This window comes from Paenibacillus sp. JNUCC 34 (genome assembly GCF_058269055.1).
Genome location: NZ_CM177770.1, coordinates 1,605,125 through 1,630,756, shown reverse-complemented (window position 1 = coordinate 1,630,756; position 25,632 = coordinate 1,605,125). Strand labels below are relative to the sequence as shown.

General features: G+C 47.0%; 27 protein-coding genes. 9 read left to right on the top strand and 18 right to left on the bottom strand.

The window, feature by feature from the left end; all coding sequences use genetic code 11:
• Positions 1–74 precede the first annotated feature (74 nt).
• A complete protein-coding gene (locus AC2TF5_RS07475; protein WP_491301555.1) occupies positions 75–398 on the top strand; it encodes a LapA family protein in 324 nt (107 codons plus the stop codon).
• A 70-nt stretch (positions 399–468) separates the two neighbouring features.
• Positions 469–1,503, top strand: a complete 1,035-nt coding sequence (locus AC2TF5_RS07470) for a M42 family metallopeptidase (RefSeq protein ID WP_491301554.1) — start codon at positions 469–471, stop codon at positions 1,501–1,503.
• A 336-nt stretch (positions 1,504–1,839) separates the two neighbouring features.
• Here AC2TF5_RS07470 and AC2TF5_RS07465 read toward each other — a convergent pair whose 3' ends face one another.
• From AC2TF5_RS07465 to hemE, 7 genes are all read right to left on the bottom strand, one after another.
• The gene (locus AC2TF5_RS07465) at positions 1,840–3,789 is read right to left on the bottom strand and encodes an ABC-F family ATP-binding cassette domain-containing protein (RefSeq protein ID WP_491301553.1); all 1,950 of its coding nucleotides are present in this window, start codon (positions 3,787–3,789) and stop codon (positions 1,840–1,842) included.
• Positions 3,790–3,863: 74 nt separating this feature from the next.
• On the bottom strand, positions 3,864–4,673 hold the full coding sequence (locus AC2TF5_RS07460; RefSeq protein WP_491301552.1) for a DUF92 domain-containing protein: 810 nt from the start codon (positions 4,671–4,673) through the stop codon (positions 3,864–3,866).
• A gap of 31 nt (positions 4,674–4,704) precedes the next feature.
• On the bottom strand, positions 4,705–5,328 hold the full coding sequence (locus AC2TF5_RS07455) for a fumarylacetoacetate hydrolase family protein (protein ID WP_491301551.1): 624 nt from the start codon (positions 5,326–5,328) through the stop codon (positions 4,705–4,707).
• A 1-nt stretch (position 5,329) separates the two neighbouring features.
• Positions 5,330–6,109 (bottom strand): glycerophosphodiester phosphodiesterase, encoded by a 780-nt coding sequence (locus tag AC2TF5_RS07450; RefSeq protein WP_491301550.1) that lies wholly within the window; start codon positions 6,107–6,109, stop codon positions 5,330–5,332.
• A gap of 246 nt (positions 6,110–6,355) precedes the next feature.
• Complete coding sequence (locus AC2TF5_RS07445; protein WP_491301549.1) at positions 6,356–6,616, bottom strand: hypothetical protein; 261 nt, start codon at positions 6,614–6,616, stop codon at positions 6,356–6,358.
• Positions 6,617–6,779: 163 nt separating this feature from the next.
• Positions 6,780–7,730: a ferrochelatase gene (gene hemH, locus AC2TF5_RS07440; protein ID WP_491301548.1), complete on the bottom strand. Its 951-nt coding sequence runs from the start codon at positions 7,728–7,730 to the stop codon at positions 6,780–6,782.
• A gap of 58 nt (positions 7,731–7,788) precedes the next feature.
• On the bottom strand, positions 7,789–8,844 hold the full coding sequence (hemE, locus tag AC2TF5_RS07435) for a uroporphyrinogen decarboxylase (protein WP_491301547.1): 1,056 nt from the start codon (positions 8,842–8,844) through the stop codon (positions 7,789–7,791).
• Between the two features lie 183 nt (positions 8,845–9,027).
• On the opposite strand from hemE, the gene AC2TF5_RS07430 reads away from it, so the two are divergent.
• Positions 9,028–10,290, top strand: coding sequence for an MFS transporter (locus AC2TF5_RS07430; RefSeq protein ID WP_491301546.1), 1,263 nt, complete (start codon positions 9,028–9,030; stop codon positions 10,288–10,290).
• A gap of 292 nt (positions 10,291–10,582) precedes the next feature.
• Here AC2TF5_RS07430 and AC2TF5_RS07425 read toward each other — a convergent pair whose 3' ends face one another.
• Positions 10,583–11,215 carry an O-methyltransferase gene (locus AC2TF5_RS07425; protein ID WP_491301545.1) on the bottom strand — a complete coding sequence of 211 codons (633 nt, stop codon included), beginning with the start codon at positions 11,213–11,215 and terminating at the stop codon, positions 10,583–10,585.
• A gap of 166 nt (positions 11,216–11,381) precedes the next feature.
• Here AC2TF5_RS07425 and AC2TF5_RS07420 point away from each other — a divergent pair, with 166 nt between their 5' ends.
• Both AC2TF5_RS07420 and AC2TF5_RS07415 read left to right on the top strand, forming a co-directional pair.
• Complete coding sequence (locus AC2TF5_RS07420) at positions 11,382–12,530, top strand: THUMP domain-containing class I SAM-dependent RNA methyltransferase (protein ID WP_491301544.1); 1,149 nt, start codon at positions 11,382–11,384, stop codon at positions 12,528–12,530.
• Positions 12,531–12,611: 81 nt separating this feature from the next.
• Complete coding sequence (locus AC2TF5_RS07415) at positions 12,612–14,588, top strand: LTA synthase family protein (protein ID WP_491301543.1); 1,977 nt, start codon at positions 12,612–12,614, stop codon at positions 14,586–14,588.
• 121 nt (positions 14,589–14,709) lie between these two features.
• Here the strand turns inward: AC2TF5_RS07415 and AC2TF5_RS07410 are convergent, their stop codons facing one another.
• From AC2TF5_RS07410 to racE, 6 genes are all read right to left on the bottom strand, one after another.
• Positions 14,710–14,976 carry a hypothetical protein gene (locus AC2TF5_RS07410; RefSeq protein ID WP_491301542.1) on the bottom strand — a complete coding sequence of 89 codons (267 nt, stop codon included), beginning with the start codon at positions 14,974–14,976 and terminating at the stop codon, positions 14,710–14,712.
• Positions 14,977–15,107: 131 nt separating this feature from the next.
• Positions 15,108–15,329 carry a YuzB family protein gene (locus AC2TF5_RS07405; RefSeq protein ID WP_491301541.1) on the bottom strand — a complete coding sequence of 74 codons (222 nt, stop codon included), beginning with the start codon at positions 15,327–15,329 and terminating at the stop codon, positions 15,108–15,110.
• 26 nt (positions 15,330–15,355) lie between these two features.
• Entirely contained in the window at positions 15,356–15,658 is a 303-nt protein-coding gene (locus AC2TF5_RS07400; protein WP_491301540.1) for a HesB/IscA family protein, read from the bottom strand.
• Positions 15,659–15,738: 80 nt separating this feature from the next.
• Positions 15,739–16,014, bottom strand: a complete 276-nt coding sequence (locus AC2TF5_RS07395) for a hypothetical protein (protein ID WP_491301539.1) — start codon at positions 16,012–16,014, stop codon at positions 15,739–15,741.
• Positions 16,015–16,176: 162 nt separating this feature from the next.
• Complete coding sequence (locus tag AC2TF5_RS07390; RefSeq protein WP_491301538.1) at positions 16,177–17,379, bottom strand: M14 family zinc carboxypeptidase; 1,203 nt, start codon at positions 17,377–17,379, stop codon at positions 16,177–16,179.
• 305 nt (positions 17,380–17,684) lie between these two features.
• The gene (gene racE / locus AC2TF5_RS07385; protein ID WP_491301537.1) at positions 17,685–18,491 is read right to left on the bottom strand and encodes a glutamate racemase; all 807 of its coding nucleotides are present in this window, start codon (positions 18,489–18,491) and stop codon (positions 17,685–17,687) included.
• Between the two features lie 581 nt (positions 18,492–19,072).
• Between racE and AC2TF5_RS07380 the strand changes: the two genes are divergently transcribed.
• A complete protein-coding gene (locus AC2TF5_RS07380) occupies positions 19,073–20,161 on the top strand; it encodes a nitric oxide synthase oxygenase (protein WP_491301536.1) in 1,089 nt (362 codons plus the stop codon).
• A 290-nt stretch (positions 20,162–20,451) separates the two neighbouring features.
• A complete protein-coding gene (locus AC2TF5_RS07375; protein ID WP_491301535.1) occupies positions 20,452–22,296 on the top strand; it encodes an extracellular solute-binding protein in 1,845 nt (614 codons plus the stop codon).
• 64 nt (positions 22,297–22,360) lie between these two features.
• Here the strand turns inward: AC2TF5_RS07375 and AC2TF5_RS07370 are convergent, their stop codons facing one another.
• The 4 genes from AC2TF5_RS07370 to AC2TF5_RS07355 all read right to left on the bottom strand — a co-directional run bounded on the left by AC2TF5_RS07370 (position 22,361) and on the right by AC2TF5_RS07355 (position 24,185).
• Positions 22,361–22,705 (bottom strand): YtxH domain-containing protein, encoded by a 345-nt coding sequence (locus AC2TF5_RS07370; protein ID WP_491301534.1) that lies wholly within the window; start codon positions 22,703–22,705, stop codon positions 22,361–22,363.
• 21 nt (positions 22,706–22,726) lie between these two features.
• The gene (locus AC2TF5_RS07365; protein WP_491301533.1) at positions 22,727–23,179 is read right to left on the bottom strand and encodes a DUF948 domain-containing protein; all 453 of its coding nucleotides are present in this window, start codon (positions 23,177–23,179) and stop codon (positions 22,727–22,729) included.
• 228 nt (positions 23,180–23,407) lie between these two features.
• On the bottom strand, positions 23,408–23,827 hold the full coding sequence (locus tag AC2TF5_RS07360) for a DUF86 domain-containing protein (RefSeq protein WP_491301532.1): 420 nt from the start codon (positions 23,825–23,827) through the stop codon (positions 23,408–23,410).
• Positions 23,828–23,897: 70 nt separating this feature from the next.
• The gene (locus tag AC2TF5_RS07355) at positions 23,898–24,185 is read right to left on the bottom strand and encodes a Dabb family protein (protein WP_491301531.1); all 288 of its coding nucleotides are present in this window, start codon (positions 24,183–24,185) and stop codon (positions 23,898–23,900) included.
• Positions 24,186–24,666: 481 nt separating this feature from the next.
• Between AC2TF5_RS07355 and AC2TF5_RS07350 the strand changes: the two genes are divergently transcribed.
• Positions 24,667–25,275, top strand: a complete 609-nt coding sequence (locus AC2TF5_RS07350; protein WP_491301530.1) for a helix-turn-helix domain-containing protein — start codon at positions 24,667–24,669, stop codon at positions 25,273–25,275.
• 124 nt (positions 25,276–25,399) lie between these two features.
• On the top strand, positions 25,400–25,582 hold the full coding sequence (locus tag AC2TF5_RS07345) for a hypothetical protein (RefSeq protein ID WP_491301529.1): 183 nt from the start codon (positions 25,400–25,402) through the stop codon (positions 25,580–25,582).
• The last annotated feature ends 50 nt before the right edge of the window (positions 25,583–25,632 follow it).

Genomic DNA, 25,632 nt, shown 5'->3' with positions numbered 1-25,632 from the left:
TGTAGAAATCCGTAATAAAATCCCTTGCCCCCTGCGGCAAGGGATTTTATACTGTGATGAAAGGAGGTGTCCAGATGAAAATGCAATGGTCACTTATTGCAGGACTCCTGTTCGCACTGCTTACTGCGGTGTTCGCCGTCATCAACGTCGACCCCGTGGATGTAAACCTTTTGTTCGGAATGGTTCACGTCCCTCTTATCCTGCTTATTATCGGCTGTACGCTGATTGGTGGCATAATTGTCGGCTCATACGGAATATACCGTCAGTACCAGATGCAAAAGGAGATTAAATCCCTTGCAGCACAGCTTATACATATTCAAGAAGTAACTGGCTACACGCCGGAAATCACGGAAGAGGCTGAAACAGCATCTCAGGACCAGGAAAACATCCCCCAATAATCCGGAGGATACTCGTCCATCCTGTTTATGCCGAGTCGTATTAAATCAATCAAGTTAGGAGTGCTTTATCGTGTCTATACAACCTAATGAAAGCTATATCCTATCCCTGCTCAAAGATTTACTGGAAACGCCAAGCCCTACAGGCTTTACCGGACATATCATGAAACGAATTGAACAAGAAGCTACAAATTTGGGAGTATCTTTGACCTTCAATGAAAAAGGCGGAGCCATCCTCTCCGTTCCGGGGCAGGACGAATCCCATACCATTGGTCTTAGCGGTCATGTGGATACGCTTGGCGCCATGGTCCGTGCGATTAAATCCGAAGGAACATTGCGTCTGACAAAAGTCGGCGGTTTCATGATGAACAGCATTGAAAATGAATACTGTGTTATCCACACACGTGGCGGGAAAACATACACCGGTACAATTCTGTCCACCCAGCCATCCGTCCACGTATATGACGATGCCCGGACTTTTGAGCGTCAAGAAAGTCATATGGAAGTCCGCATTGATGAGGTTGTTGAAAATGCTGACGATGTCAAAAAACTTGGCATTTCTGTCGGTGATTTTGTATCCTTTGATTCTCGAGCTGTCATTACACCGAGTGGGTATATCAAATCACGCCATCTTGATGATAAAGCCAGTGTAGCTGCTCTGTTCGGACTGCTTGAGTCCATGAAACGTGAAGACTGGAAACCACGCTGTAATGTAAAAGTGCTCATCTCCAACTATGAGGAAGTCGGACATGGAACGGCATACATCCCTTCTGATATTAAAGAATTCATCGCTGTTGATATGGGCTGCATCGGTGACGACCTGAGCTGTAAAGAAACCGACGTATCAATCTGTGCCAAGGATTCATCAGGTCCATATGATTATGATATGACAGGCCGTCTCATTCAGCTTGCAGAGGCCGAGGGAATTCCGTATGCAGTCGATATTTATCCACATTATGGATCCGACGCTTCTGCAGCTTTGTCTGCCGGTAGCAACATACGGGCTGCACTTATTGGTCCCGGTGTTCATGCCTCCCATGCCATGGAAAGAACACATAAACAGGCCGTTTTGAATACGACTAAATTGCTTGCAGCGTATGTGAAATAATATCTTATAGTGCGTGTTCAAAAAGGTCGGTTTTCAGCACCGAAGCATATGCTTCCGATGTGCGTTTTTTCAAACGCTTCAGTTGGATGAAGCTAGGGACTGAGGAGCGGAGCGTACGTTTTGGGTACGTGAGCACCGGAAGGACCGGCTGAATTCAAGATTCGATGCCGAACCCACTTCCTGATTCACTTCGTGATCAAAAGCGGACTTTTTGAACAATCTCTTATACTGAACCAAGCAGCACAAAGAGGGGCTGTCCGAAATAGGTCTATGACCTTTAATTCGGACAGCCCCTGCTGTATATGCCTTGATAAAAGACTAGAAAATCAGCAATGCTTAGCCTTTACTCTGTTCAATTTTTTCAGCCAACTCATTAAGATAAGTCCAGCGGTCCATTAAGCGTTCCAGCTCCGCTTCACTGGCTTGCAAAGCCTGCATCAATTCCTGTAGACGTGACGCATCGCTTACAGCGGTCTCCATATCGGATTGAATTTGTACCATCTTAGCCTCGGCAGCCTCAATCAACTCATCAATCTGTTCAAACTCCCGCTGCTCGTTGTAGCTGAACTTGAGCTTCTCCCGCGGCGTTTCTTTGGCTGTTGTTCCTGCGGATGCTGGATTCGTCTGAACCCTGCTTCCTGCCCCGGACGATTCACCCTTACGGGAGGATGACGGTGATCCAATGGCATTGCGGGACACCCATTCGGCATACTCGCTATAAGAGCCAACATGAACACGAACCTGCCCCTCTCCTTCAAATGCCATAATCTTGTCTACGGTCCGGTCAAGGAAGAATCTATCATGAGATACAACGATAACTACTCCTGGAAATTCATCGAGATACTGTTCCAACACGGACAGGGTTTGGATATCCAGATCGTTAGTCGGTTCATCCAGCAGCAACACATTCGGTGCGCTCATCAGCACCCGTAACAAATACAGCCGCCGCTTCTCCCCGCCGGACAGCTTAGCGATAGGCGTCCACTGCATCGCCGGCGGAAACAAAAACCGTTCCAGCATCTGTGCTGCTGTGATGGAAGCACCTTCGGCCGTTCGCACCACTTCCGCTTCTTCCTTAATATATTCAATAACACGCAAGCTGCCATCCATCTCTTGATGTTCCTGTGTGAAATAACCAAGTTTAACCGTCGGGCCCGTAATAACCTGCCCGCCATCAGCCTGCAGACTTCCAGAGATGAGGTTCAACAACGTAGACTTCCCGCTCCCGTTTGGCCCAACAATGCCAATCCGATCTTCAGGAACTGCAATATAGGAAAGGTTCTCAATAAGAACTTTGTCACCTGCACGCTTATGGAGATGCTCAATCTCAAGAATTTTACGCCCAAGCCGCGTGGAAGCTACAGAAACATCAATTTCTCCGGTCGAATGAATAAGTTCCTGCTCCTTCAAGCTTTCAAAACGATCAATTCTTGCCTTCTGCTTGGTCGTCCGGGCTTTGGCCCCTCTCCGCATCCAGGCAAGTTCATTTCGGAACAGGTTTTGCCGTTTCTGTTCTGAAGCAGCTTCCCGTTCCTCGCGATCGGCTTTTAACTCTAGAAATTTGCTGTAGTTCGCTTCATAACGGAACAGACGCCCATGATCCAATTCCAGCATAACGTTGGCTACGCGGTCAAGAAAATAACGATCATGGGTAATCATGAGCAGCGCGCCGCGCCGTTTTTGTAAATACTGCTCCAGCCAAGCCACCGATTCATTATCAATATGGTTAGTCGGCTCGTCCAGAATAAGCAAATCGGACGGTTGGATCAAAGCAGCAGCAAGCGCCACCCGTTTCCGTTGCCCACCGGATAACGCACCCATTTTGGCATCGTAATGGCGAATGCCCAGCTTGGAAAGAATCGTCTTGGCGTCACTCTCCAGCTGCCATGCCTGCAAGGCATCCATACTCTGGTTCAGCTTCAGCAGTTTCTCCTGCAGTTCCCTGTGATCGGGATTGATCTCCAGCAGCTCCATCGTTTCCGTGTAATCACGAACGAGCTTCATCTCTGGAAGATCACCTGCGAACACCTGCTGCAGCACGGTATTGTCCGGATCAAAATCCGGATTTTGGGCCATATACTGAATCTTGATCCGGTTGCCTACAGCAATTTTCCCGGAATCGGCCGGCTCTAGGCTAGCTATAATCCGCAGGAACGTAGATTTCCCTGTTCCGTTTACTCCAATAACCCCGATTTTATCTTGATCCTCCATTCCGAAGGAGGCATTCTGAAACAATATTTTATCACCATAGCTTTTGGTCAGTTGTTCAACAGTCATGATATTCATCGAATTATTCCCTACTTATTATGAATTTACTTCATCATATCATGGCAGAGGTCTGCTGTCGAAACACACTGCTCTTACAAGAATGCTGCTGCCATCCAAGCGGCAAATCCCCCGATAAGCGAACTGATCAGGTTCACTGCGTCGTTTGTCATCCAGTCCCATCCGCCGGAACGCTCCGTAGGCTGACCGCAATGACGATGAACCTCCACATCCTTACCGCAAGTGGTACAGCGGTACATTTTCTGTACGGTTGCACCCATCCATGAATCGGTAAAAGCTCCCACTAATCCGCCGATAAGACCAGCGGCTGCATAAGCAAGCAGATCTGGCTCTATACCCTCTATACCAGACCATACACCGAACAGCCATGCTCCCGTTCCTATTACGGCTCCCCCAAGGGCAGCGGCTGTTGAACCGAGCCATGAAACACCGCCGGACGTTCCAGGCGGCAGAGATTTACCGTTCAGGATCGATCTTGGCGGCCGGCGGCTCAAACTCCCGATTTCTGTAGCCCATGTATCAGCTGTCACCGCAGCCATTACCCCTATAAACGTAAACTTCCACGCCTCATGAGGATACATAAAGTGAAGGAGACACAGAACCATGCCGATGCCTCCGTTGGCAAATACTTGTCCCGCATCACGCTTGCCGGTCTTGGCATAAGACTTCTCTAAATCTTGCTTGCTTCCTTGACGATATTTCGACAGCAGTGTAGACGTCATGAAAAAAAGAAGCAGGGTTCCGAACCAAAACAGGTTCCCTGCTCCATAATAAACCGCGCCCATCATAACGGCTGCTGCCGCTCCTGATAATGACAACGATTTTTTCCAGTATGCTGCACCTGCTACTATCAGTGCCCCCATGGCACCAATCAGCCAGTTCAATGCTTAACCCCCTTACATTTTCGCGAAATCTCTATTCAATCTCGCAGCGTCCAAGACGCACATCGCCCCAGAACAGCTCAAACACATCTCCGCTTTCCGCAGGTCCCACTCCGGCAGGTGTCCCCGTAAAGATCAAGTCTCCTTTACCAAGTCCGTAATGATGCCCAATGTAATCAATAATGTTCTGAAGAGAGAAGATCATGTCTCCTGCATTTCCACGCTGTACCTCTTCTCCATTCTTCAAAACCGTAAATTCTGTTTGTAGTAGTTGATCATTTCCCGGGAAAGTAATATACGGGGTCAGAGGTGCCGAATTCTTAAATCCTTTAGCCGCTGTCCAAGGTTGTCCCTTTTCTTTAATGACGGACTGCACGTCTCTCAACGTAAAATCGATACCAAGTGCCATTACCTCAACCAACTCGTCCACCTTCATGCCAGAGGTATAATCCTTAGCCACCTTAATAACAAGTTCTCCTTCAAAATGGACAATCCCACGTCCTTTCGGCATCGCCAGGCGGCTGCCGTCCAGAGGAACGACTGCATGAGATGGCTTTAGAAATATCATAGGCTCATCCGGTACCGCATTACCTAATTCTGCAGCGTGAAGCCGGTAATTACGGCCGACGCAATAGACGTTGTTTACTAGAGCACACATCCTAAAACCATCCTCTCCATTTTCTGCGCCAAAACGGAATCCGCGGTGCAATCTTATTCAGAAACAGTTGCCCCCATGTATCGGGCCGATTGGTGCATATCATAATTTCAGGGCTCATCTTGGCCAAGGAGGCCATACTACGTTTATCGTCCACTGTCCAAGCCATCGGCGTAATTCCGTTTTTGATCAATTCATCAGCAAAAGCCTCGTCCAGATGAGAGTAACCTATGGACAGAAAAGAACAGCCTATTTTTTTCAGTCGGGACAACAGATCACGTGGATGTGCATCAATGATAAGACCAACCTGTACTTCAGGGTCTATTTCCTTAGCTCGAAGAAGCGCCTTCGGTTCAAAGGATGTAAGAACGATTTCCGATATCATTCCATGGGCATGAACTCGATCCAATACAGCTTCTTCCAGCCCGGGATACATATCCCCGCTGGTCTTCAGCTCAATATTCAGCTTTAAGCGACCTTTGACAAGCTGCAACACTTCATCCAGTGAAGGAACTTGTTCACCTTGGAACTCCCGTCCTTTCCAGATACCAGCATCCATCCGGCGTATTTCCTGCCAAGTAAGATCCTTTACCTTCCCCTTGCCGCTCGTCGTCCGGTCAACGCTGTAATCATGAATAACAATAGGAACGCCGTCACGCGTCAGCTGCACATCAATTTCCATCCAGTTTACAAAAGGCTCATTCATCGCCATTTTAATGGCTGCATGTGTATTTTCAGGCGCTTTGGCTGAAAATCCACGGTGAGCCACGCATAAATTGTTCATGGCAAGACCTCCTATGTGTCTCTATATGGTGCGTGTCGAGTCGGCAACTTACCTTGCTGCTTTCCAGCACCCGGACACCGTTGCTTAAGCAATTCTACAATTAATTACCCAGAAGGAACTCGTCCTCATTAACTGTTTTGCCCAAATATTTATACGGATAATATGTGCCATTGGCTTCAAAAACTCATCAACCTTGTTTGAAAAATGACGTATCCCCAGCAAAAGGAACTTCAGATTCTCAGTCTTCTAAAAACGAATACTGTTTATCGGTATAAGCATAGGCCCCGGGGCGAATACTTGATGCACTTCTGGAAAGTCTCGCATGGCCGGATCATAGAATGAGAGTTCTGTCCCGGTCTGCTCCTCCTCCTTGAATACAAAATAATAAGTAAACACAGCAGTGATCACAACAATGAGGACTAAATTAATAACAGTCCAGACCCGCAACTGGTGGTTCTTTCGGGCCTGCTGCTTAGCTTTTTTTCTCTCTGTACGTGATGGGTACATAATTCACCCCTTTTTCTCTCTATGCGGCTTTCCATGAACTCCCTTCATTATACCAAGATCCGTAGAAAAAATAGAACCCCCCGGCTTGCCGGAGGGTAGCTTATCTTTATGTTAATAACCAGATTAGAGTTTGGCTCCAGTTATCTTGAGGTGTATACGGGTTTTATTGGCCGATCCCCTGTTTCCAGCTTGTAATAACACAGTCGCTTAATGTTTCCATATAAAGAGGGTCGCTGTTTAAGGAATCGATACGTTCAAGACGCATATCCATTTCTTTCGCAATAGCCTTTGCTTCGATGTCCAGATCGTACAGTACCTCCAGATGGTCGGACACAAAGCCGATAGGAGCGACAAGCACATCCTCCACCTGCTCTCGTTTAAGATCCTGCATCGTCTCCAAAATATCCGGACCGAGCCATGGCTCATGCGTACGGCCAGCACTTTGCCAAGTGAACTGCCACTGTCCGACCTTAGCTTGTTCGGCCACGGCTTTTGAAGTTTCCAACAGTTGATCCTGATATGGATCCCCCATAGACAAGATCCGCTCCGGTAAGCTGTGCGCACTGAACAATACACGTACACTTTCGCGAAGCGCTCCGGCTTCCTTAAACAGATCGAGTTTGGCGCTTACCCGCTTTGCAAGGGCCTCGATCAATAGAGGGTGCATATGATAACTTTCAACAAAGGAAATCTCAAGTCCAGTTTCCTCTGCTTTAGCCCGCGCACGCTTCACATAAGTACCGACACTCATCACAGAATAATGAGGAGCAAGAACGATACCGATCGCCTGCTTGATGCCGTCTTTTACCATTTGCTCCACTCCGTCTTCAATTAACGGAGCCGCATGCTTCAATCCTTGATAGCATACAAACTCTACATTCTGTGCGCGTTTATCGCGGTTAAGCGTATCTTGAAGCGTCCGAACTTGCCGATCAGTATTCTCTCGCAGCGGAAATACTCCGCCTACGATAGCCTCATACCGGTCCGTCAGTTCTTTCAACTGTTCATCGGAAGGTTTGTTGCCACGACGGATATGCGTGTAATAAGCCTCGATTCCTTCCATACTTTCCGGTGTTCCATAAGACATAACCAATACGCCAATTTTATTACTCATCCAATTCACCTCTGGGCTATTTAGAGTATTCTATCTATTCATTTACCCGCATTATGGACTATTGACGGGCGCTTACTTTAATTGCTTCTGCAGAATATTCATGGATATATGCTGTCAATTCGCGAAGCTTTTCCAGAGATGCCTCAGGGAACAGCCCGTGACCCAGATTAAAGACATATCCCGGTTCAAGGATGCCCTGATCGATAATATCCTTAGCATACTGTTTGATGACTTCCATAGGACCGGTCAATACAGTTGGATCCAAATTTCCCTGTACCGCGAATTGTCCATTTAAGCGCTTCCGTCCTTCAGTAATCGATACTCTCCAATCCAGACCAATGACGTCCGCTTTTAGTCCGGATAAGGTTGGAAGCAGTTCTCCCGAGCTGACACCAGGGAAATATATTTTCGGTACATTCAAATCTTCAAGTTCGGCAAAAATACGGGTAACGGTTGGAAGTACGTACGTCTGGAAGTCACGTGGAGATAGAGCGCCTACCCAGCTGTCGAACAGCTGAAACGCCTTGCCTCCGTTAGCAACATGAGCCCGCAAGTAAGCAATGACCATATCACCTAACTTGTCCATCAGAGAAAACCATACCTTCGGCTCACTGTACATCATCTCTTTGGTGCGTATGTAATTTTTGGATGGACGACCTTCAATTAGATAGCTAGCAATGGTAAATGGGGCACCGGCGAATGTAATCAGCGGAACTTTCAGCTCTTTATCAAGGATGCGAATCGTTTCCAGCACATGGCCAAGATCACCCTCTACATCAATTGGCTTAAGCTTCTCTACATCAGCGGCACTACGGATCGGATTGTCGATAACGGGCCCGATATCTTTCACAATATCAAAGTCCACACCGATCGATGCCACTGGGTTCATAATATCCGAATATAGAATAGCAGCATCCACACCGAGCTTACGAACCGGCATTAGTGTCACCTCAGCGGCCAGCTCAGGTTGTTTGCAAATTTCGAGGAGTGAATACTTTTCCTTAATCTTGCGATATTCCGGATCGTAGCGGCCTGCCTGCCGCATATACCATACGGGAATATGATCTACTTCCTGCTTCCGGCAGGCTCGAATAAACTGATCATTGTAAGTCATGATTAGGCCCCCATTAATGTAATAAAAAGTTTCCTAAATTACATTATGCCCTTTTTAAAAGTAAGTAACAACCATCACTCCGAATCTCATATGAACATCAGATGACAATACTATGACATTGTTGCCACCAGGAAAATACAAAATATGTTATACTAATAAGATGGCATTTTTTCTGAGAGTTAAATGACCCGGTTATTCCGGATTGGACAGCTTAGAAAGGAAGTGAAGAGCACATTGAAAACTTGGAAAGTGAACCTCATTGTGCTTTGGTTCGGACAGTTTCTCGTCAATGCGGGAATGACTATGATCACTCCATTCCTGACGTTATATCTAGCACAAGACTTGAATGTCGTTGGGGAGCGTGAAATTGGAATATGGGCTGGTCTAATATTCGCTGCCAACTTCTTGACCTCATTTATTTTCCAGCCTATCTGGGGAAAAGTTGCGGATAAGTATGGCCGTAAACTAATGCTGCTCCGTTCAGGCTTTGGTATGGCACTCGTCATTGCGTGTATGGGGTTTGCAACTCACCCATGGCATCTCCTCGTGCTGCGCCTGCTAAACGGTACCATCTCCGGATTCAATCCGGCAGCAATTTCTCTCGTATCCGGCACCACACCGAAGAACCGAATGGGCTTTGCGATGGGCATCATGCAATCCGGTCAGGTGGCTGGTACAATTCTCGGCCCGTTAATCGGTGGATTAATGGCGAATTGGATTGGATTTCGTCCGATATTTTACATTACAGGCGTTCTCATCTTCGCAGCCTCCATGCTTGCATTGTTTCTCGTTAAGGAGAACTTTAACCGTGAAGAGGCGCTGGCGACTCCGCAGGTCTCCGTTATTGCCGGCTTGAAAGAGCTCAGCCATACACCGCAGTTGCCTGCACTGTTTGCCGTTACATTTCTGCTACAGTTTGCGATGATTAGCCCGATGTCCTTGCTGCCGCTATACGTACAGAAGCTGCATGGCTCATCCGTAGACATTGCGCTGTGGGCCGGTTTCGTCATTGCGGTCACCGGATTATCCAATATGATCGCCTCCCCGATACTCGGCAGATTGAGTGACAAGGTCGGAGCTAACCGCATCTTGACCTACGCCTTGATCGGAACCGGGCTTTCGCTCATACCGCAAGCGTTCGTACAATCCGTATGGCAGCTGATTATCGTGCGTTTTATGATGGGTGTGTTTATGGGTGGTCTGCTTCCGAGCGTGAATGCGCTCATCCGATCGTACACTCCGGACGGCATGGAGAGCCGGGCATTTGGCTTCAACACCAGTGCACTCGCCCTCGGTAACATGCTCGGAGCCATCATCGGTGGGTTTTTATCCGGGTTTATCGGTATTGAAGGACTGTTCCTCATATCGGGAAGTCTACTCATCATTAATATGATATGGGTCAGACTGAAGCTATACGCTAACAAGCCGGCACCCCATTTCAGGTGATCCCTAATGCTAAAAACCCAGAATACAATGGAGCTGTCCCAAAAAGATCTTTAGATCTTGAGGGACGACTCCTTTTTTGCGTGAAAGACGCTCCGTGCAGATGCAAACGTTCAATTAAAACACAAAAGAAACCGCTCTCTGGTAATGGAAGTACCATCAACCATCTCAAAGGAGCGATTTCTTTGTACATTCAATATACTATGGACCAACGCTAGAAACAGCGAGCTAATAAAAATCCCTACCGACCCATAAAGGTTAGTAGGGATTTTCTACAGATCATATAGATATCCACCTATTTCACTCGAGCAAGAATCAATCCATCGTAAGCAGGCAAAAGCGTACTGACCAGCCGTTCATCGCTGGCTATCGTCTCATTGAAGCTTCGGACAGCTTGCACGGATGGTCCGTTTTTGTCACTGTCCAGCGTCCGGCCTCTCAGGAAACAGTTATCCCCTGCAATAATGGCACCGGGATTGGCAAGCTCGATCGCATAGTCGAGATAAAGCGGATAATTCTCTTTATCTGCATCGATAAAGAAGAAATCGAAGCGACGTCCTTCAAATTTGAGCTGCTCCAAGCTGTCGGCTGCCGGCCCGATCCGGTATTCCGCCTTGTCCCTGAACCCTGCCTTCTCCAGATGAGACCCGGCGAGTGAAGCATATTCTTCTTTCAACTCCAGCGAAGTCAGTCTTCCGCCTTCACCTAAACCGCGGCAGAGACAGATACCGCTGTAGCCGCCCAGAGCGCCTATTTCCAATACTTCCTTCGCACCCGAGGTCTGGACTAGCAGAGTAAGTAAACGGCCATATGCAGGCGCGACCGATACTTCAGGCATACCTCGCTCCCGTATCACTTCTTTTACATGCTGCAATTCTTTATCTTCGGGATATAATTGGCTAACATAATCATCAGGCGTTATATGCAAGAGATATCCTCCTTTAAGTGATAATAATGATAACGTGATCAAAATGTGAATCTCATGAATCCTATCATATGATAATTGTCTTGCCTTGTACAATCGCATATACTATATAAATTGAACCGGCGGTGCTTCTGTGCCGTACACACCGTAAATGGAGTTGACTTTGTTAATGCCTCGATTACAACTAATCGCTACCGCCCCTATGGGCCTTGAAGCTGTAGTTGCACGTGAATTGAAAGAACTCGGATATACTGACACCGAAGTGGAGAACGGAAGAGTGATATTTTCCGGGGATCTGATCGACATCTGCCGCTGTAACCTGTGGCTTCGTACGTCGGACCGGATTCTAGTCAAAATGGGAGAGTTTAACGCGCTCACCTTTGACGAATTATTTGAAGGGACCAAGGCTCTTCCTTGGGAAGACTGGATTCCCGCGAATGGCGAATTTCCTGTTGAAGGACGTTCGCACAAGTCACAACTGAGCAGCGTTCCAGCCTGCCAGGGTATCGTTAAAAAAGCGATTGTGGAAAAGCTTAAGCTTTCTCATCATACAGAATGGTTCCCGGAAAATGGTGCGCGATATGTGATCGAAGTATCCTTGCTCAAGGACCGGGCAATCTTGACCCTCGACACGACGGGTCCCGCGCTGCACAAACGGGGATACCGCAAGCTCATTACCGAAGCGCCGCTGAAGGAAACGATGGCTTCCGCTCTGATCCAATTAAGCCGCTGGGGCCCGCATCGTCCGCTTTATGATCCATGCTGCGGTTCAGGTACAATTCTGATCGAAGCGGCCATGATGGCATGGAATATCGCTCCCGGACTGCGCCGTTCATTCCCTTCAGAGCATTGGGACATCATTGGCAGCGATCGTTGGGCGGATGCACGGGATGAGGCCTTTGATGCTGTCACAGACGACATTCCGCTCGAACTAGCTGGCAGTGACATTGATCCCAAAGCTATTGAAGTTGCCAAAGCTGCTGCTAAAAGCGCAGGACTGGCTGGAGTCATCGATTTCCGGGTACTTCCCGCTTCCAAAGCGTTGCCAGAAGGCGACTACGGCTGTCTCATTACCAATCCGCCTTACGGTGAACGCCTGAGCGAGAAGGAAGAAGTAGAACGTCTCGTCCGGCAGCTTGGCGGAATGGCCAATCGGCTCCCGACATGGTCCTTTTTTGCCTTGAGTCCGACAAAGCAATTCGAGCATTATTTTGGCCGCAAAGCGGACAAGCGGCGCAAGCTGTTCAACGGACGGATTGAGTGTCAGTACCTGCAATATCTCGGCCCACTTCCGCCTCGTCCACGTCCGGCTGAGTAATTCACAACATTTTCTTGCTGTAACAGCCGCCCTTATAGGCGGCTTTCGTTCTTTATGTATTAGATCAAGGAGGACTTCCATTTGCTTACACTGTCGCCGAGAGGCTTTAAAGACCGACTGAGCCGTAGTCTACAGAACCGGTATGCGGCCTACATTTTATTTATCGTCGTCATGCTTATCAAGCTTGTGCTCATGCATTACTACCTGCAGGTAAAAAATATCGACATGAATCCGGTCGATTATATCATTGCCATCGGTTCACTTATACTGGTATCATTCTGGACCTTTTGGCTTCCAATGAGAGGCAGGCTCAGCGCTTTAATGCTGCTCAACCTGATCCTCACGGGAATCATTTATGCCGATCTCGTCTTTTACCGTTATTTTGAAGATTTCATTACCGTCCCGATTCTTATGCAAGCTGGTCAGGTAGGATCGCTGGGAGAGAGCATCAGATCACTGATTCATTGGCAGGATCTGTTCTTTTTTATCGACTGGATCGTGCTCATTCCCTTAACGATGTCCCTTGTCTTTCGTAAACGCCAAGTACGGAGTTATATGGAAGGACCTATCTTTGGCACTACCTCTCGCCGCAAAGTCGCGGTTCGCAGATTCATTACAGGTACAATAGCGCTTGTCCTTGGTTTCGTTCTCACTTTTGTACCGATTAAAAAAATATCCAAAACATGGGCTGTCGGTCTGTTTGAGAGCAATTGGTGGAATGTTACCATTTATAACGTCACTGGATTAATCGGATTTCATGGCTACGACGTCTATCGATATGCAAAAGACCATTTAGGTCTCCAACCTGCCTTGGCCCAGGAGGAAGTGGACCAGAACCGGAAATGGTTTGACGAGAAACGAGCTGATCGGAACATTACGAACGAAACGTTTGGTAAAAATAAGGGAAGCAATGTCATCATGATTCAAGTCGAAGCGTTCATGAACTTTGTGGTAAATCAAAAAATTAACGGACAAGAGATCACTCCGAACTTCAACAAGCTTATAAATGAAAGTATGTATTACAGCAACTTTTACCATCAAACAGCACTCGGACGGACTTCGGATGCTGACTTTGTAACCCAGAGTTCCTTGCTTCCCCTTCCGATGGGTTCGGTATTTACACGCTACCCTTCTCATAAGTACGACACCATACCAACGATCCTCAAAGAACACGGTTACGCAGCCAATGTATATCATTCCTATGAGAGCAGCTTTTGGAACCGGCATACCGTGTATAAAGAGATGAATTATGACCGCTATTACAGCAAAAAAGATTTCGAGCAGGATGAGCTGGTCGGTTGGTCGGTCAGCGATGAATCGTTTTTCAAGCAGTCCTTAAACATGATGAAGGACGTTCCGGAGCCATTTTACTCTTTTCTGATTACGTTAAGCAGCCATCATCCGTATGTATTGCCTAAAGAGAAACAACAGCTTGATACCGGTGAATTTCAAGGAACTATGTTTGGGGATTACCTGCAGTCCATACACTATGTTGATCAAGCACTGGGCAAGTTCGTGGAACAGATGAAAACGCAAGGACTATGGGATTCTTCGATATTAATCATTTATGGCGATCATGATAATTCAATCAAGGATAAAGCCATGTATGAACAGTTTATGGACCGCCCACTAAACGATCTCGATATGGAGCAGATTATGAATCAAGTACCGCTTCTGATCCATCTGCCTGATGGAGGCAATGCCGGTGTTTATCCGGAAGCAGCAGGGATGATGAACACAGCACCGACAATTTATCATCTGCTGGGGATTTCTGCAGAGCCATACTTCTTGATGGGAGATACCCTTCTGGGAGATCAGAAACGCCTAATCCCTCTTCGAAGCGGTGCATTCTCGGACAACGAAGTATTCTACATCCCGGCGGAAACGGGCAGCTTTGAGGATGGCATTTGCTACAATTTGTCGACACGCCAACCGAACGATGTCAACGCTTGTCGTCAAGGATATGAGGAAACTAAAAAATTATTAAAAATATCAGATCAGGTCGTCACATATGACTTGCTCAAACAGTATAAAGCTTCCCCTCGAGATAAAAAATAAATTTCCTTCAACGCACGAACCGTCCAGCAGTATATGGTTCGTGTGTTTATTATACTTTCTTCTCTCTATGAAAAAACCCGTTAAGAGTCTGACTCTTAACGGGCAGCACAGGATCGTGCCTTTACCTTTGATTTGAATGAAGCTTGGACAGACGTTCCTTCTCTTCCCCGAGCATCTCCTCTGCCAATTCAACAGCCTGCTTATTAGCGTTTCCCCTGGCTTGAAGAACAGCTTGTTCGGTATGAGCCAAGGAGTTGTTCGCTTGCTGGATTAACTGTTCTGTGGGATGGGACAAAGCTGAAGAAACCGAACGATGCAATTTCTCAGCCGAGTCCATGGCACTGTTGGCCGGGTTGTTCGACTGAAGACTGGAATCGTGACTGTTCATGACGGTTGCTCCCTTCTCATTTCAAGGTTCCTGTTGCATCCTTAGCATGGATATGTTCGAGAGGAAATATTCAGTAAAAAAGGGGAAATATAAATTCAGAGCAACCGTTCATAGCCAGACTGTTAAGAAAGCTACTTGATAAAGGGCTTGGCCTTCTCCAGTACCTCATCCTCTGTCGGAGCACTAATGTAACGACCGTTCACATAAACAAAAGCACGCTTCTTGCAAGGCCCGCAGTACGATTTACAGCCCACTTTAATGTCGGCATCGGGCGCCAGCTTTTTCAACTTGGGAATAATAGACTTTAGTGAGGTAGCCCTGCACTTTTCACATACGCGGATATCATTTGCCATGTCTCGTAACCTCTTTAATAAACGACCTAATGGTCGCCGTGATTTCCCTTGGATGGATTGGTTATAACGAACCCTTCTTGTGGGAGGTACAAGTAATCGATCTTGACGCCATCAAGGAGTTCCTGCCCGGACTCCAGAATCACATCGATTTCTTTATCGGTTGATACTACTTCGTCGTTGTCCTTCGGCGTATCCAGGTCAAGCCCGTAATGAGCATGATCTCCATGAGCGTGTGTTATGACAACACGGAGTTTTTTGCCTTGATTTTCTTCCTTTTCCAATTCCCTCTTTATCACTTTAGCCGCATTGCGGGTAATTTTGCAGTTCATTTATGTTCATCTCCTCAAGATTCAATCACTCAATGTTTTATTTTAGACCTCACAGAATGTTTTCGCAAGCGACGTTTCCGTTAACGAACTGGCGGGATACGCTTGGGGTTGTCCGAATTCAGTTCAGGATACTTTCGCTCAATCCAACCTACGAACCAGTTCATAAGCAGCATGGTCACTCCGATGTCATCGATTGGCATAAACGGCATAATATCAGGTAGCACCCAGTACAGCACAACCGGTATAAAGAACAACAGCTTGTCAACGATAGAAATACGCGGTGAGGACAAGTATTTGAATATACGCTTAAAGACGTGAGACCAACGCTGAAGTGATAGCAGCTTTCTCCATTTCAAGGCGTTTCCTCCCATCTGAATTATCTTCTTTCCTAATTCTTAATACCCGATTCCGGCATATGAAAGAAGAGACAACCACCGTATCATTAAAATACTCAAGCACGGCGGCTGTCTCCCCTTGTATAGCTTACGCATTTTCACTGAAAATGTTTCATTCCCATTTCAATCCAGCGACATGAAAGCAGTCATTATTGAACCCACCTCGACACATAAGTCCTCGAAGTCCTCTACTGGAAGAGGATTGATTCCCCGTCCAATCTCAACCGTGAATCCCGGCCGGCGAAAATGCTCTATAAACCAGTCTTTATATCCCGCATCGCTTCCCTGTAGTTTGACCGGGCGATAGCTGCTAGCCTTACCTAATGTAACTGCCCATCTCTCACTTTCCGGCGGCTCATATCCCCTGTAATTCCAGTATATTTCTTGACCTTGGCTGTGAAGTGATACGGCACGGACAGGAGAAATTTGGAGCGTGTGCCTGGCTAAAGCCTCCGCTTCAGGTTCACACAGCGGGGCTGTTCCTGCATAATCCTGCGGACAGGGAGCTGTCTTGCCCCGTCTCTCTACCTCTTCCTTCCAGTGAGCCGGAAATTGGTCACCCAGGTCCACGCCGTGAATGTTTGCTTTCCATCGCCGGAAATCGTCCCTTCCACCGTTCCAGTGCAATAACTGATCGTAATAACTATGATCCGGCAAAACTCCCTCCTGGACAAGCTCAACGCCATCCGGGTTAGCCATAGGAACAAGCCACAATGTATAGTTCTGATACCATTTTTCCGGCTCATAGCCATCAATAGGGTAACTTTCTGTTAGGGCCGATGCGTAATTTTCCAGAAACCTAAGAAGACATGGAGTAGTGATCCATTCATTCGCATGTAAAGACGCATTCACATGAAGATGCCTTTGACCGACGCCTATTTTGACCGCATGTAGCGGTTTACCCATAACGCTAACTCCAATTGTACTGCATTCAATCACAGGATATTGTGCTGCCAGCGCATCCAAATCCGCCGCCAAATTCCGTGGTCCATATTCACCGGACAACCTGATCCTATGTCTCGGTTCCGAAGGCGGAAGAACGATCGTTTTACCGATGGGAAAAGTATAAATCGACATCCCTGGGTTCATGTCTTCCAAAGCTTCTGGTTGGAAATGAAATGTACGGGCAATACTTTCAGGGCTGTCTCCTTCCTGAATCACATATCTTCGGCGTAATGACGCCGGAAGAAACATCATCTGACCCGGCAGCAGATAAGGCTGCTGTCCAGCCCATGGATTAGCAGTAATAAGCTGTTCCCTTGCCAAACCATATTTCGCCGCAATCCTTAAAAGTGTATCCCCTTTTTGCACGATATACTGCCGCATGACGTTATTCCTTTCTGGCAGCCACAGCCACCGCCTATTTGCCGTCCACTGCATGTATATGTGTCAGAGGTTGTACGAAATGTCAAAGAAAACAGACCGCACTTAGCGCGTAATCTCAAAATTTGTCCACTTGGGACAATGCCAGATGTCTTTACCTCTAACCAAAACCATTCAAAAAATTCGTGGCAACAGCGATGGGAGGAATATTTCGTACACGGAGCGTCTTCCAACAGAAGTAAAGGCTGTCCCGCAAGATCTAAGATCTTTGGGACAGCCCCTTGCTTTTGCATTATTAATGGATGGAATTAGAACCTAGTAATCTGCCATACGACAGGAGTCCGCTTTATTTGTTCTCCCAGCCACTCTGTTGCGATGCTCTGGAACATCTCAGCGTCACCTGAGCAAAAAAACTGATGAATCGGCGTATCTTCACCGCTGGAAAGTTGGCCCTTGTCGTACAAAATCGTGCTGATCTCCCGGGCCGTTTCATCTGCGGAGCTAATCAGTTTCACTCCTGGCCCCATAACCTTCTGTATCGTATCCACTAGGAATGGATAATGGGTGCAGCCGAGAATAAGGCAGTCTATCGTTGATTGTTGAATGCCGCAAAGAGAATCCTGCACGACCTTAAGCGAGTTAGAGGAACGGAACAGGCCGTGTTCAACGAGTGGTACTAGCGCGGGGCATGCTTGGCTTTCTACCTCCACATAAGGCGACAGCTGTTTAAGCGCAGCCGTGTAAGCACCGCTGTTTATCGTTCCTACCGTACCGATTACACCGACATGCCCGGTCTTCGTAGCACTGATCGCCGCGCGGGCTCCCGGATGAATAACGCCAATCACCGGAACAGACACTTTTGCCGAGATATAATCAAGCGCCGCTGCAGTTGCCGTGTTGCATGCGATGACAATCATTTTGGGATCATATTGAAGTAAGTAATCTATGATTTGTTCCGTAAATAAACGGACTTGTTCCTTGGTACGGGGTCCGTAGGGTGCGCGGGCAGTATCTCCGAAGTAAATAATTTTCTCTCTTGGGAGCTGTCTCATCACTTCTTTGACAACAGTCAGCCCACCCACACCCGAGTCTAGTATTGCGATTGCTTGCTGCACGAACACACCGCTTCCTTCTTGTCATTATTCTTATCATTTAGCTGTGTTACCATATGTCGTTTTCACATAAAACGTACCTAGATCTTAACCCAATTCTGTCTCTTCTTCAACTTTGAGAGGATCTGGACATAGCGTTTTTCAAGGGATTGTCCACAGAATGGAAAAGTTCACCCGGCCCCGAGAGTCATCAATTATCGTATAATATAAGGGTTATAGAGCCTACAAGAACGTGTTCAAAAAGGTCGGTTTTCAGCACCGAAGCTTATGCTTCCGATGTGCGTTTTTTCAAACGCTTCAGTTGGATGAAGCTAGGGACTGAGGAGCGGAGCGTACGGTTGGGTACGTGAGCACCGGAAGGACCGGCTGAATTCAAGATTCGATGCCGAGCCCACTTCCTGATTCACTTCGTGTTAGATATAGAATTTATAAGTTATCTTGCTACGCTGATGAAATTCTATATCGCAAGAAAACCAACCTTTGAATCGCGGTCGCTCATCCTTGAATGGCCTCGTTAGAAGTTTTCTTATCAAAAGCGGACTTTTTGAACAACCTCTACAAGAGAAAGACAGGTGAGCTACGATATGCTTGGCAGATTGGAATTACAAAAAGCCGCTGAACAATTCATCTTTCGCTGTTACGGAGAGCTGAACCGGACACCGGAAGAGGCGGAAGAAAGAATCGACAACATCCGGAACGAAATCGAACGAACCGGTACATATGAACATACTTTTCAAGAACTAGAACACGGTGCGAAAATGGCTTGGCGGAACAGCAACCGGTGTATCGGAAGATTGTTCTGGGACAAACTTCGCGTCATAGATGCCCGCAATTGCAGGGCAACTGAGGATTCAGCATCCCAGCTTCTTCATCATATTAACAACGCCACAAACGGCGGAAAAATCATACCAACGATCAGCGTATTCGGTCCTTCCACGCCGGGACTAGACTCTATCCGGATCTGGAACCATCAGCTTATCCGCTATGCGGGCTACGAAACACCTGAAGGAATAACTGGAGACCCGGCTTCCGTTTCATTTACACAACAATGTCAACAACTCGGCTGGTCCGGTGCTGGAACAGAATATGACATCCTGCCCCTTGTCATTCAAAAAGGGCAAGATACACCTAAATGGTATCGCATTCCCGAGGAAGCCGTCCTGGAAGTTCAGTTGGAGCATCCGGATATTCCTTCATTCTCCTCTCTCGGACTGCGGTGGTATGCTGTGCCCATTATTTCGGACATGTCTTTGGAGATTGGTGGGATTACCTACCCTACGGCACCTTTTAACGGGTGGTACATGGGCACGGAGATCGGGGCGCGTAACCTCGCAGATACAGAGCGCTATAACAAGCTGCCCCTTCTGGCCGGGCTTATGGGATTGAATGTAAGCAGCGAAACAACACTGTGGCGTGACCGGGCGTTGGTCGAGCTGAATTATGCCGTTCTCTATTCCTACAAAAAAGCCGGCATCAGCATCGTTGACCATCATACGGCTGCGGCGCAGTTCCGTACCTTCGAGGAACGGGAGGACAGAGCAGGCCGTGAAGTTACGGGGGACTGGACATGGCTCATTCCCCCAGTGTCCCCGGCGACTACCCATATTTTTCACAAATCATATAAAGATGAAATTCACAGCCCTTCCTTTCAATATACGAAAAAACCTTATTGACTGATGCCAATATGACAAGCTGTTTGAGCGAGCCGTTAGAAACGTTATATCATAAACCTCCGATATCCTCTTAAGGTGGGGGTGTCCCAAAAGGCTGTAGACCTGGGACACCCCCTTGGTCTGTTATGAGACGCTACGCGAAAAATCATTCCTCCACTCTCTCTAATCATTCGAAAATTAATTTTCATTCTGGAGGGGGATTTTACCATTCCGGACGAGAATCTATTCATAACATCATGATCTCAGACTATGGACGTTACAAAATAATAACTGAATCTGAGGTGATATTTATGGGTAAGAAATATTCAAATGCGCTGTCCAGACCTTTAAAAATGTTAACACTTCTCGCGCTCACCGCTGCGCTATCCGGAAATTTCATCGGGATGGTCCATGCCGATCGCTCTCCATGGGAATATGAAGCCAATATGACTAAATACGGCTCCCCTGCATCAGTATATTTTGACAATCTCAATATTTATGTGGGCAGGCAGCCAATAAATCATAAAGGAACAGTCATGGTTCAAGCGGAACCTCTGTTAAAAAGTCTCGGGTATCAAGTTACATGGGATGTTACAGAGAAGAAACTTACCGCTGAGCAAGCCGGAAAGATTTCCCTTACTTTTTGGGCACAGCGTGCTGAGGCGGAAGTAGATGGCCAATCCGTTCACACTCTCCCCGCAGCACCATTTGTGCACGAGGACCAGCTTTGGATTCCTCTCCGCTTTACTGCGCAGAGCTATGGATTAGTGGTAACTTGGACTACAAGAGGGTCTTTTGTTTCAGTCCGTGATCCCAATGACCAGATTCATTTACGTGTCGGAACGCGGGCAGATAATGAGATTACCGGGCAGCCCTCAGCCCTTATTCAATACATGAAAGAAAACTGGAAAACCAATGTTCAAATTAACCTTACAAGCCCCAAAGACTTCCCCAACAAAACTAAACTTAAAATTGCGGCAGGAGACATGGATTCATTAATGCTGCTTGCCGACGCCTATGAATTTCAAGATGATCTGCTGGAGTCGATAGCTCTGGATCTCAGTGAAAGCCTTCAGTCTTATCCATCCTTAAAAAAGCTTACTGATGATTCCAATATAGCCGTGCGTAAAATTAGCGGAAAAGTGTATGGCATTCCAAGGCCCGCTGATCTTAATGATGCACCCTTCCCTGCTCTGCGCCAAGACTGGATCAATAAACTGGGAAGCAAACAGCCCGAAACGATGGACGACATGTTTGACTTGCTAAAACAATTTGTGAATAAAGATCCCGATGGAGATGGCAAAGACAACTCAATTGGCATGTATGGATATGTGAACGCTAATAATCTGGGCTCCCTCGCATGGGTAGAGCATGCGTTTACTGGAAGTCCGGAACGGTTCAGTATTTCAGAAGCAGGTACCGTCGTGGATCATGCGTTAAGCAAAGGCCAGCGCCAAGCCTTGGAATGGCTGACCCGTGCGTATGCCCAAGGACTTATCAACAAAGATTTTGCCACGATTGATCCCGAGTCGGCTATCGAAGGAGTTAACCTAAAAGATGTCGGCCTCGCAGTGCTGAGATTCGATGAGGCTGCCAAGCTAACCCTGGACAAAAAAGGTAGCTGGACCCCACTATCAGGATTGAAGGCTAGTAGCAATGCACCGGAGATTGCTCCTTGGAATTATGCAGGCGGCGGTATGTACATCGTATCCAGAATGTCGAAAGTTGAACCCGTGAAGGTACTGAAATGGCTGGACCGAGGAATTGAGATGTCGGAAACCGGCAAATGGGTGGAAATTGAGGGATTGAAAGAAGGAGACCGCTCCGCCATTCAAAATCTGTTCGGCCGTAAGGACCTACTGAAATCCAACGCTCTGCTGGATGAGCTTGCCCCTGAAACACAGAAATTGTATGAAGAAGCAGCCACTCGCTGGCATCAGATCTCCTATAAAGCCCAAACACTGCCTGAAGCCAATCTAATGTGGAGCCAGGGTCAGCACGTCAAGTTCATTCACGAACTGAACGACATCAAAATTAAAGTCATTATGGGGAAAGTTTCATTGAGTGAATGGGACGAATATGTAAAAAAAATGGCGAGTAGTGAAGATTATAAGGCCATGATCAGAGACTTCAACAAGCTGATCCATTCAAAGTAAGTGAGACAGCCCTGAAAGATCCGTTTCCCGGATTCAATCAGGGCTTGCTTACGTAACGGTCAAACTACACTTCTTCTTCAGCCTTAATAATTACACCGTCATCGTTACAAGAAGATACCTGGACCGTTTCCTCTTCATCAGCGACCCAGCCTTCTTTTTTGTTCCGCCATGCCTGAATGTCAGAGATTACTCCTTCAGCCCGATCTGTTACCACACCAATCAGATTGATTCCCTGTTCTCCAACTTTTCCAGCAACCTCCTGAACCTTGCCTCCGACCTGGCGAGCGCCGTCCGCAATATCCTGACGCAATTCTCTGCCGGATTTTGGCGCCAAAAGAAGTGCAGTCACAGAGCCGGCAATACTCCCGATCAAAGCTCCCCACAAAAGACCCTTGCTCTTCTCTTTCATTGTTCATCTCTCCTTCTTCATCTAATCGGCATGCCCGTCACCTGACTTGGAAGTGCGGCGGTTCCATGTGTACCAGAGTGTCATACCTGCATCGAACCAACGAAATACTTCACCGATGCGGCGTTCGTTCTCCAGACGGGCCCGTTCCATATGCTCGACTGCAGCCAGCGATGCCCGCTTGCTGACCGAATGCACAGCATTGGCGGTTTTCACTACAACAGAGGCAGCCTCGCTCATGGATATCGCTATGGATTCACCTGCCGCCAGCTGACGCTGGATGCTATCCAAAGATACCGAGGCCCGCTCCAGCACCCTTGAGGCTTCCCTCGACAGCTGTGTGCATTCGCCTTCCAGCTTTCCAAGCACTGCCTCTGTACGAAGCAGCATTCTTCTGACCGACAGCATAATACCTATAATCGCGGCAGCAATTAACAAGATGCCTACAGCAGCAGCCAAGGCGCTCCATTCCGCCATATGTCCACCCTCCCTAATATCCGGCTGACCGGGCGAATGCCTAGTCGCATGATGCATTATAAGCAGGATGGGCTTGTATTGACACAAGGATTGTAATTTTTTTATGAGGAGGTACTACCTGCTCTCCAGATGTATAAGAAAAAGCCCCGCACAGTAATCTCCTGCGCGAAGGCAAATTTAAGTAACGATGATATGTAACTGTGTGAATGCTGATTTACATCATGCGGATTAAAGTTCCTGCTTGAGATAGTCACGCACATTCACTGCAAACTGCTCCAGTACATCAGGAAGAACGGATGACAGCGGGTGAAGGGTATGGCGTTCCCAATCATAATATTCCTGAACGAGCGGTTTACGCAGCCGTACCAGTTCGAGCAGCACAGCATGAACCTCACTTGTCATCACTTTTTCTTCATGAGTAATATCTATTATGTCCTCGTAGCTGCTAGCATCCCTCATAATAAAGCCGTCTATCAGATAACTGCCTACATCTGTTACAACTTCAATCGCCAAATGAAGAGCCCGCTCCTGGACCAGTCCGAATACCAGACCTCCGTCCCAAGATTCGGCCGCCCGCTTCAGTCCACTGGCAATTTCGGGAATGGCGTTTAAACGCCGTTCAATTTGTTCCTGGTTAACATAATACACGGCTGATCTCCTCCAGCATGTCTTATATATGATCTAACAATTGTGTTCGATGCAAATATGACTACCGTAATTATACTTCGAAGTCCACACTAATCGAGGATTCTTTCACTTCGCTGATATAACGAATGACTTCCTGGTGTACAGGATGCACATTATACGCCTGTAAATCTTCCAGTGAATCCACCTCCGAGATCAAAGCCAAATCATATGACCGCTCCGAGCGGATGATATCACTTCCTACCTCAAGAGAGCGGAGCTGGGGGATCTTACCCTGCATATCTCTCAGCACTTGAACGGTCCGTTCGATGTTGTCCGTTGTCGGCTCTTTCAATTTGAAAAATACGATATGTTTAATCATGATCTGTTCCTCCGTCACTGAAATGTTATGTTTCCTATTGTATCATACCTCTACCAACTGGAAAAAGAAATCGCTGTCATCAAGAAGGCCTCGCTAGAACGGAATTTCTTTGCTAAGGTAAATTTCGGTCCCCGGTATAAGCCCCTAAACCATATTTTTAGGGATATAAGAATTTGTACCAATTTCCATGTTGAATACCCATCCATAATTCACACTATAATTACGAATGTATCACAAGAAATATGAAATATCATTCGTATTTAAACTTCAATCCTTACCTCTCAGAACATATTTTTACTACATACAATAATAAATACGAATGTTGACTAAGTATCACGAACTTAAACACGCCTTCATATCACTGGGACTATATCCATCCCAAAGCCTCAAATACATGAGTTGGAAACAAATGATAGATGAAGCCTATTGAAAGTACCTTGTCGAATATTGTAGTATGGTGGTAAAAAAAGTCGGAGGAATTATGCCTACACAACAACATCAAGAAAAACACTCCATCGAGGCGTGGTCCCTGATCAATCGCAAATATTTAGGGAAAGGCGTGCGCGTTAAACGTTTCCGTAAACCAACCCGCTGCCAAATTCGCAACCGCGTATTGCTTGCCATCCTGATGGCCAATGATATCAAATTGTCCCAATTAGCCGAGGAGCTGGGCGTTTCCTCTCGAAGCGTCAGCGCTTGGGTATATGAAGGTCGTATTCCCGGAAAGAACAATCTTGAGAAAGCTTGCGATTATCTGGGTTACCCACGTCATATTTTGTTCAGAGAGGAACTGCTGGAGAAATCTCCGCTGATTTGTCAGCCCGAACCTTCTCGCTTCATGAAGAGAACACTGACACGTTCGCCTGTGAGCAACCGGATTCTGACCGGACTTTGCATGGTGCATGATTTGTCCGTCAGCGATGTAAGCCGGTGGATCGGCGTTCATCCAGGCACATTCCGCAAATGGCTACACCAAGGCACTCTGCCGTCCAATGCTTTTCAGGAAAAAGCTGAATTGTTCTTCCGTATTCCAAAATCTGTATTATTCGCCGACTGCGTACTGCATCCGGATACGAAATCATCTCGTTAATTCATTCATAAAGCTCCGATTCTGGCTCTAACGCCGAGAATCGGAGCTTTTGTACGACTTATACATATATTTGGCTATTTTTAGGGAATACAAGTAACAAACAATTAAAGGAGCATAAGCAAACATGATAGGTAAAGATACGGGTATGGCACTCGGACTTCTTGCAGGAACGACATTTGGAAGCGGGATTGGATTTCTGCTAAACTGGCATTCCTATAATCTAATTTGGAGCGTAACCATTTGCGGTGGAATAGGTGTACTGACAGGTCTCCTTTACGCACTGAAGTCACACCGTGTAAGCAAATGATGACAACATAAAATCTGCCCGTCCGTTGTACACACAACGAACGAGCAAAA

What these genes read in the sequence shown, in the direction of transcription:
- AC2TF5_RS07475 (WP_491301555.1), top strand. Translation starts at nt 75, where the DNA reads ATGAAAATGCAATGGTCACTTATTGCAGGACTCCTGTTCGCACTGCTT.
- AC2TF5_RS07465 (WP_491301553.1), bottom strand. Translation starts at nt 3,789, where the DNA reads ATGAATATCATGACTGTTGAACAACTGACCAAAAGCTATGGTGATAAA.
- AC2TF5_RS07455 (WP_491301551.1), bottom strand. Translation starts at nt 5,328, where the DNA reads ATGTGTGCTCTAGTAAACAACGTCTATTGCGTCGGCCGTAATTACCGG.
- AC2TF5_RS07450 (WP_491301550.1), bottom strand. Translation starts at nt 6,109, where the DNA reads ATGAACAATTTATGCGTGGCTCACCGTGGATTTTCAGCCAAAGCGCCT.
- AC2TF5_RS07445 (WP_491301549.1), bottom strand. Translation starts at nt 6,616, where the DNA reads ATGTACCCATCACGTACAGAGAGAAAAAAAGCTAAGCAGCAGGCCCGA.
- hemH (WP_491301548.1), bottom strand. Translation starts at nt 7,730, where the DNA reads ATGAGTAATAAAATTGGCGTATTGGTTATGTCTTATGGAACACCGGAA.
- hemE (WP_491301547.1), bottom strand. Translation starts at nt 8,844, where the DNA reads ATGACTTACAATGATCAGTTTATTCGAGCCTGCCGGAAGCAGGAAGTA.
- AC2TF5_RS07430 (WP_491301546.1), top strand. Translation starts at nt 9,028, where the DNA reads ATGACCCGGTTATTCCGGATTGGACAGCTTAGAAAGGAAGTGAAGAGC.
- AC2TF5_RS07420 (WP_491301544.1), top strand. Translation starts at nt 11,382, where the DNA reads ATGCCTCGATTACAACTAATCGCTACCGCCCCTATGGGCCTTGAAGCT.
- AC2TF5_RS07410 (WP_491301542.1), bottom strand. Translation starts at nt 14,976, where the DNA reads ATGAACAGTCACGATTCCAGTCTTCAGTCGAACAACCCGGCCAACAGT.
- AC2TF5_RS07405 (WP_491301541.1), bottom strand. Translation starts at nt 15,329, where the DNA reads ATGGCAAATGATATCCGCGTATGTGAAAAGTGCAGGGCTACCTCACTA.
- AC2TF5_RS07400 (WP_491301540.1), bottom strand. Translation starts at nt 15,658, where the DNA reads ATGAACTGCAAAATTACCCGCAATGCGGCTAAAGTGATAAAGAGGGAA.
- AC2TF5_RS07390 (WP_491301538.1), bottom strand. Translation starts at nt 17,379, where the DNA reads ATGCGGCAGTATATCGTGCAAAAAGGGGATACACTTTTAAGGATTGCG.
- AC2TF5_RS07380 (WP_491301536.1), top strand. Translation starts at nt 19,073, where the DNA reads ATGCTTGGCAGATTGGAATTACAAAAAGCCGCTGAACAATTCATCTTT.
- AC2TF5_RS07375 (WP_491301535.1), top strand. Translation starts at nt 20,452, where the DNA reads ATGGGTAAGAAATATTCAAATGCGCTGTCCAGACCTTTAAAAATGTTA.
- AC2TF5_RS07370 (WP_491301534.1), bottom strand. Translation starts at nt 22,705, where the DNA reads ATGAAAGAGAAGAGCAAGGGTCTTTTGTGGGGAGCTTTGATCGGGAGT.
- AC2TF5_RS07365 (WP_491301533.1), bottom strand. Translation starts at nt 23,179, where the DNA reads ATGGCGGAATGGAGCGCCTTGGCTGCTGCTGTAGGCATCTTGTTAATT.
- AC2TF5_RS07355 (WP_491301531.1), bottom strand. Translation starts at nt 24,185, where the DNA reads ATGATTAAACATATCGTATTTTTCAAATTGAAAGAGCCGACAACGGAC.
- AC2TF5_RS07350 (WP_491301530.1), top strand. Translation starts at nt 24,667, where the DNA reads ATGCCTACACAACAACATCAAGAAAAACACTCCATCGAGGCGTGGTCC.
- AC2TF5_RS07345 (WP_491301529.1), top strand. Translation starts at nt 25,400, where the DNA reads ATGATAGGTAAAGATACGGGTATGGCACTCGGACTTCTTGCAGGAACG.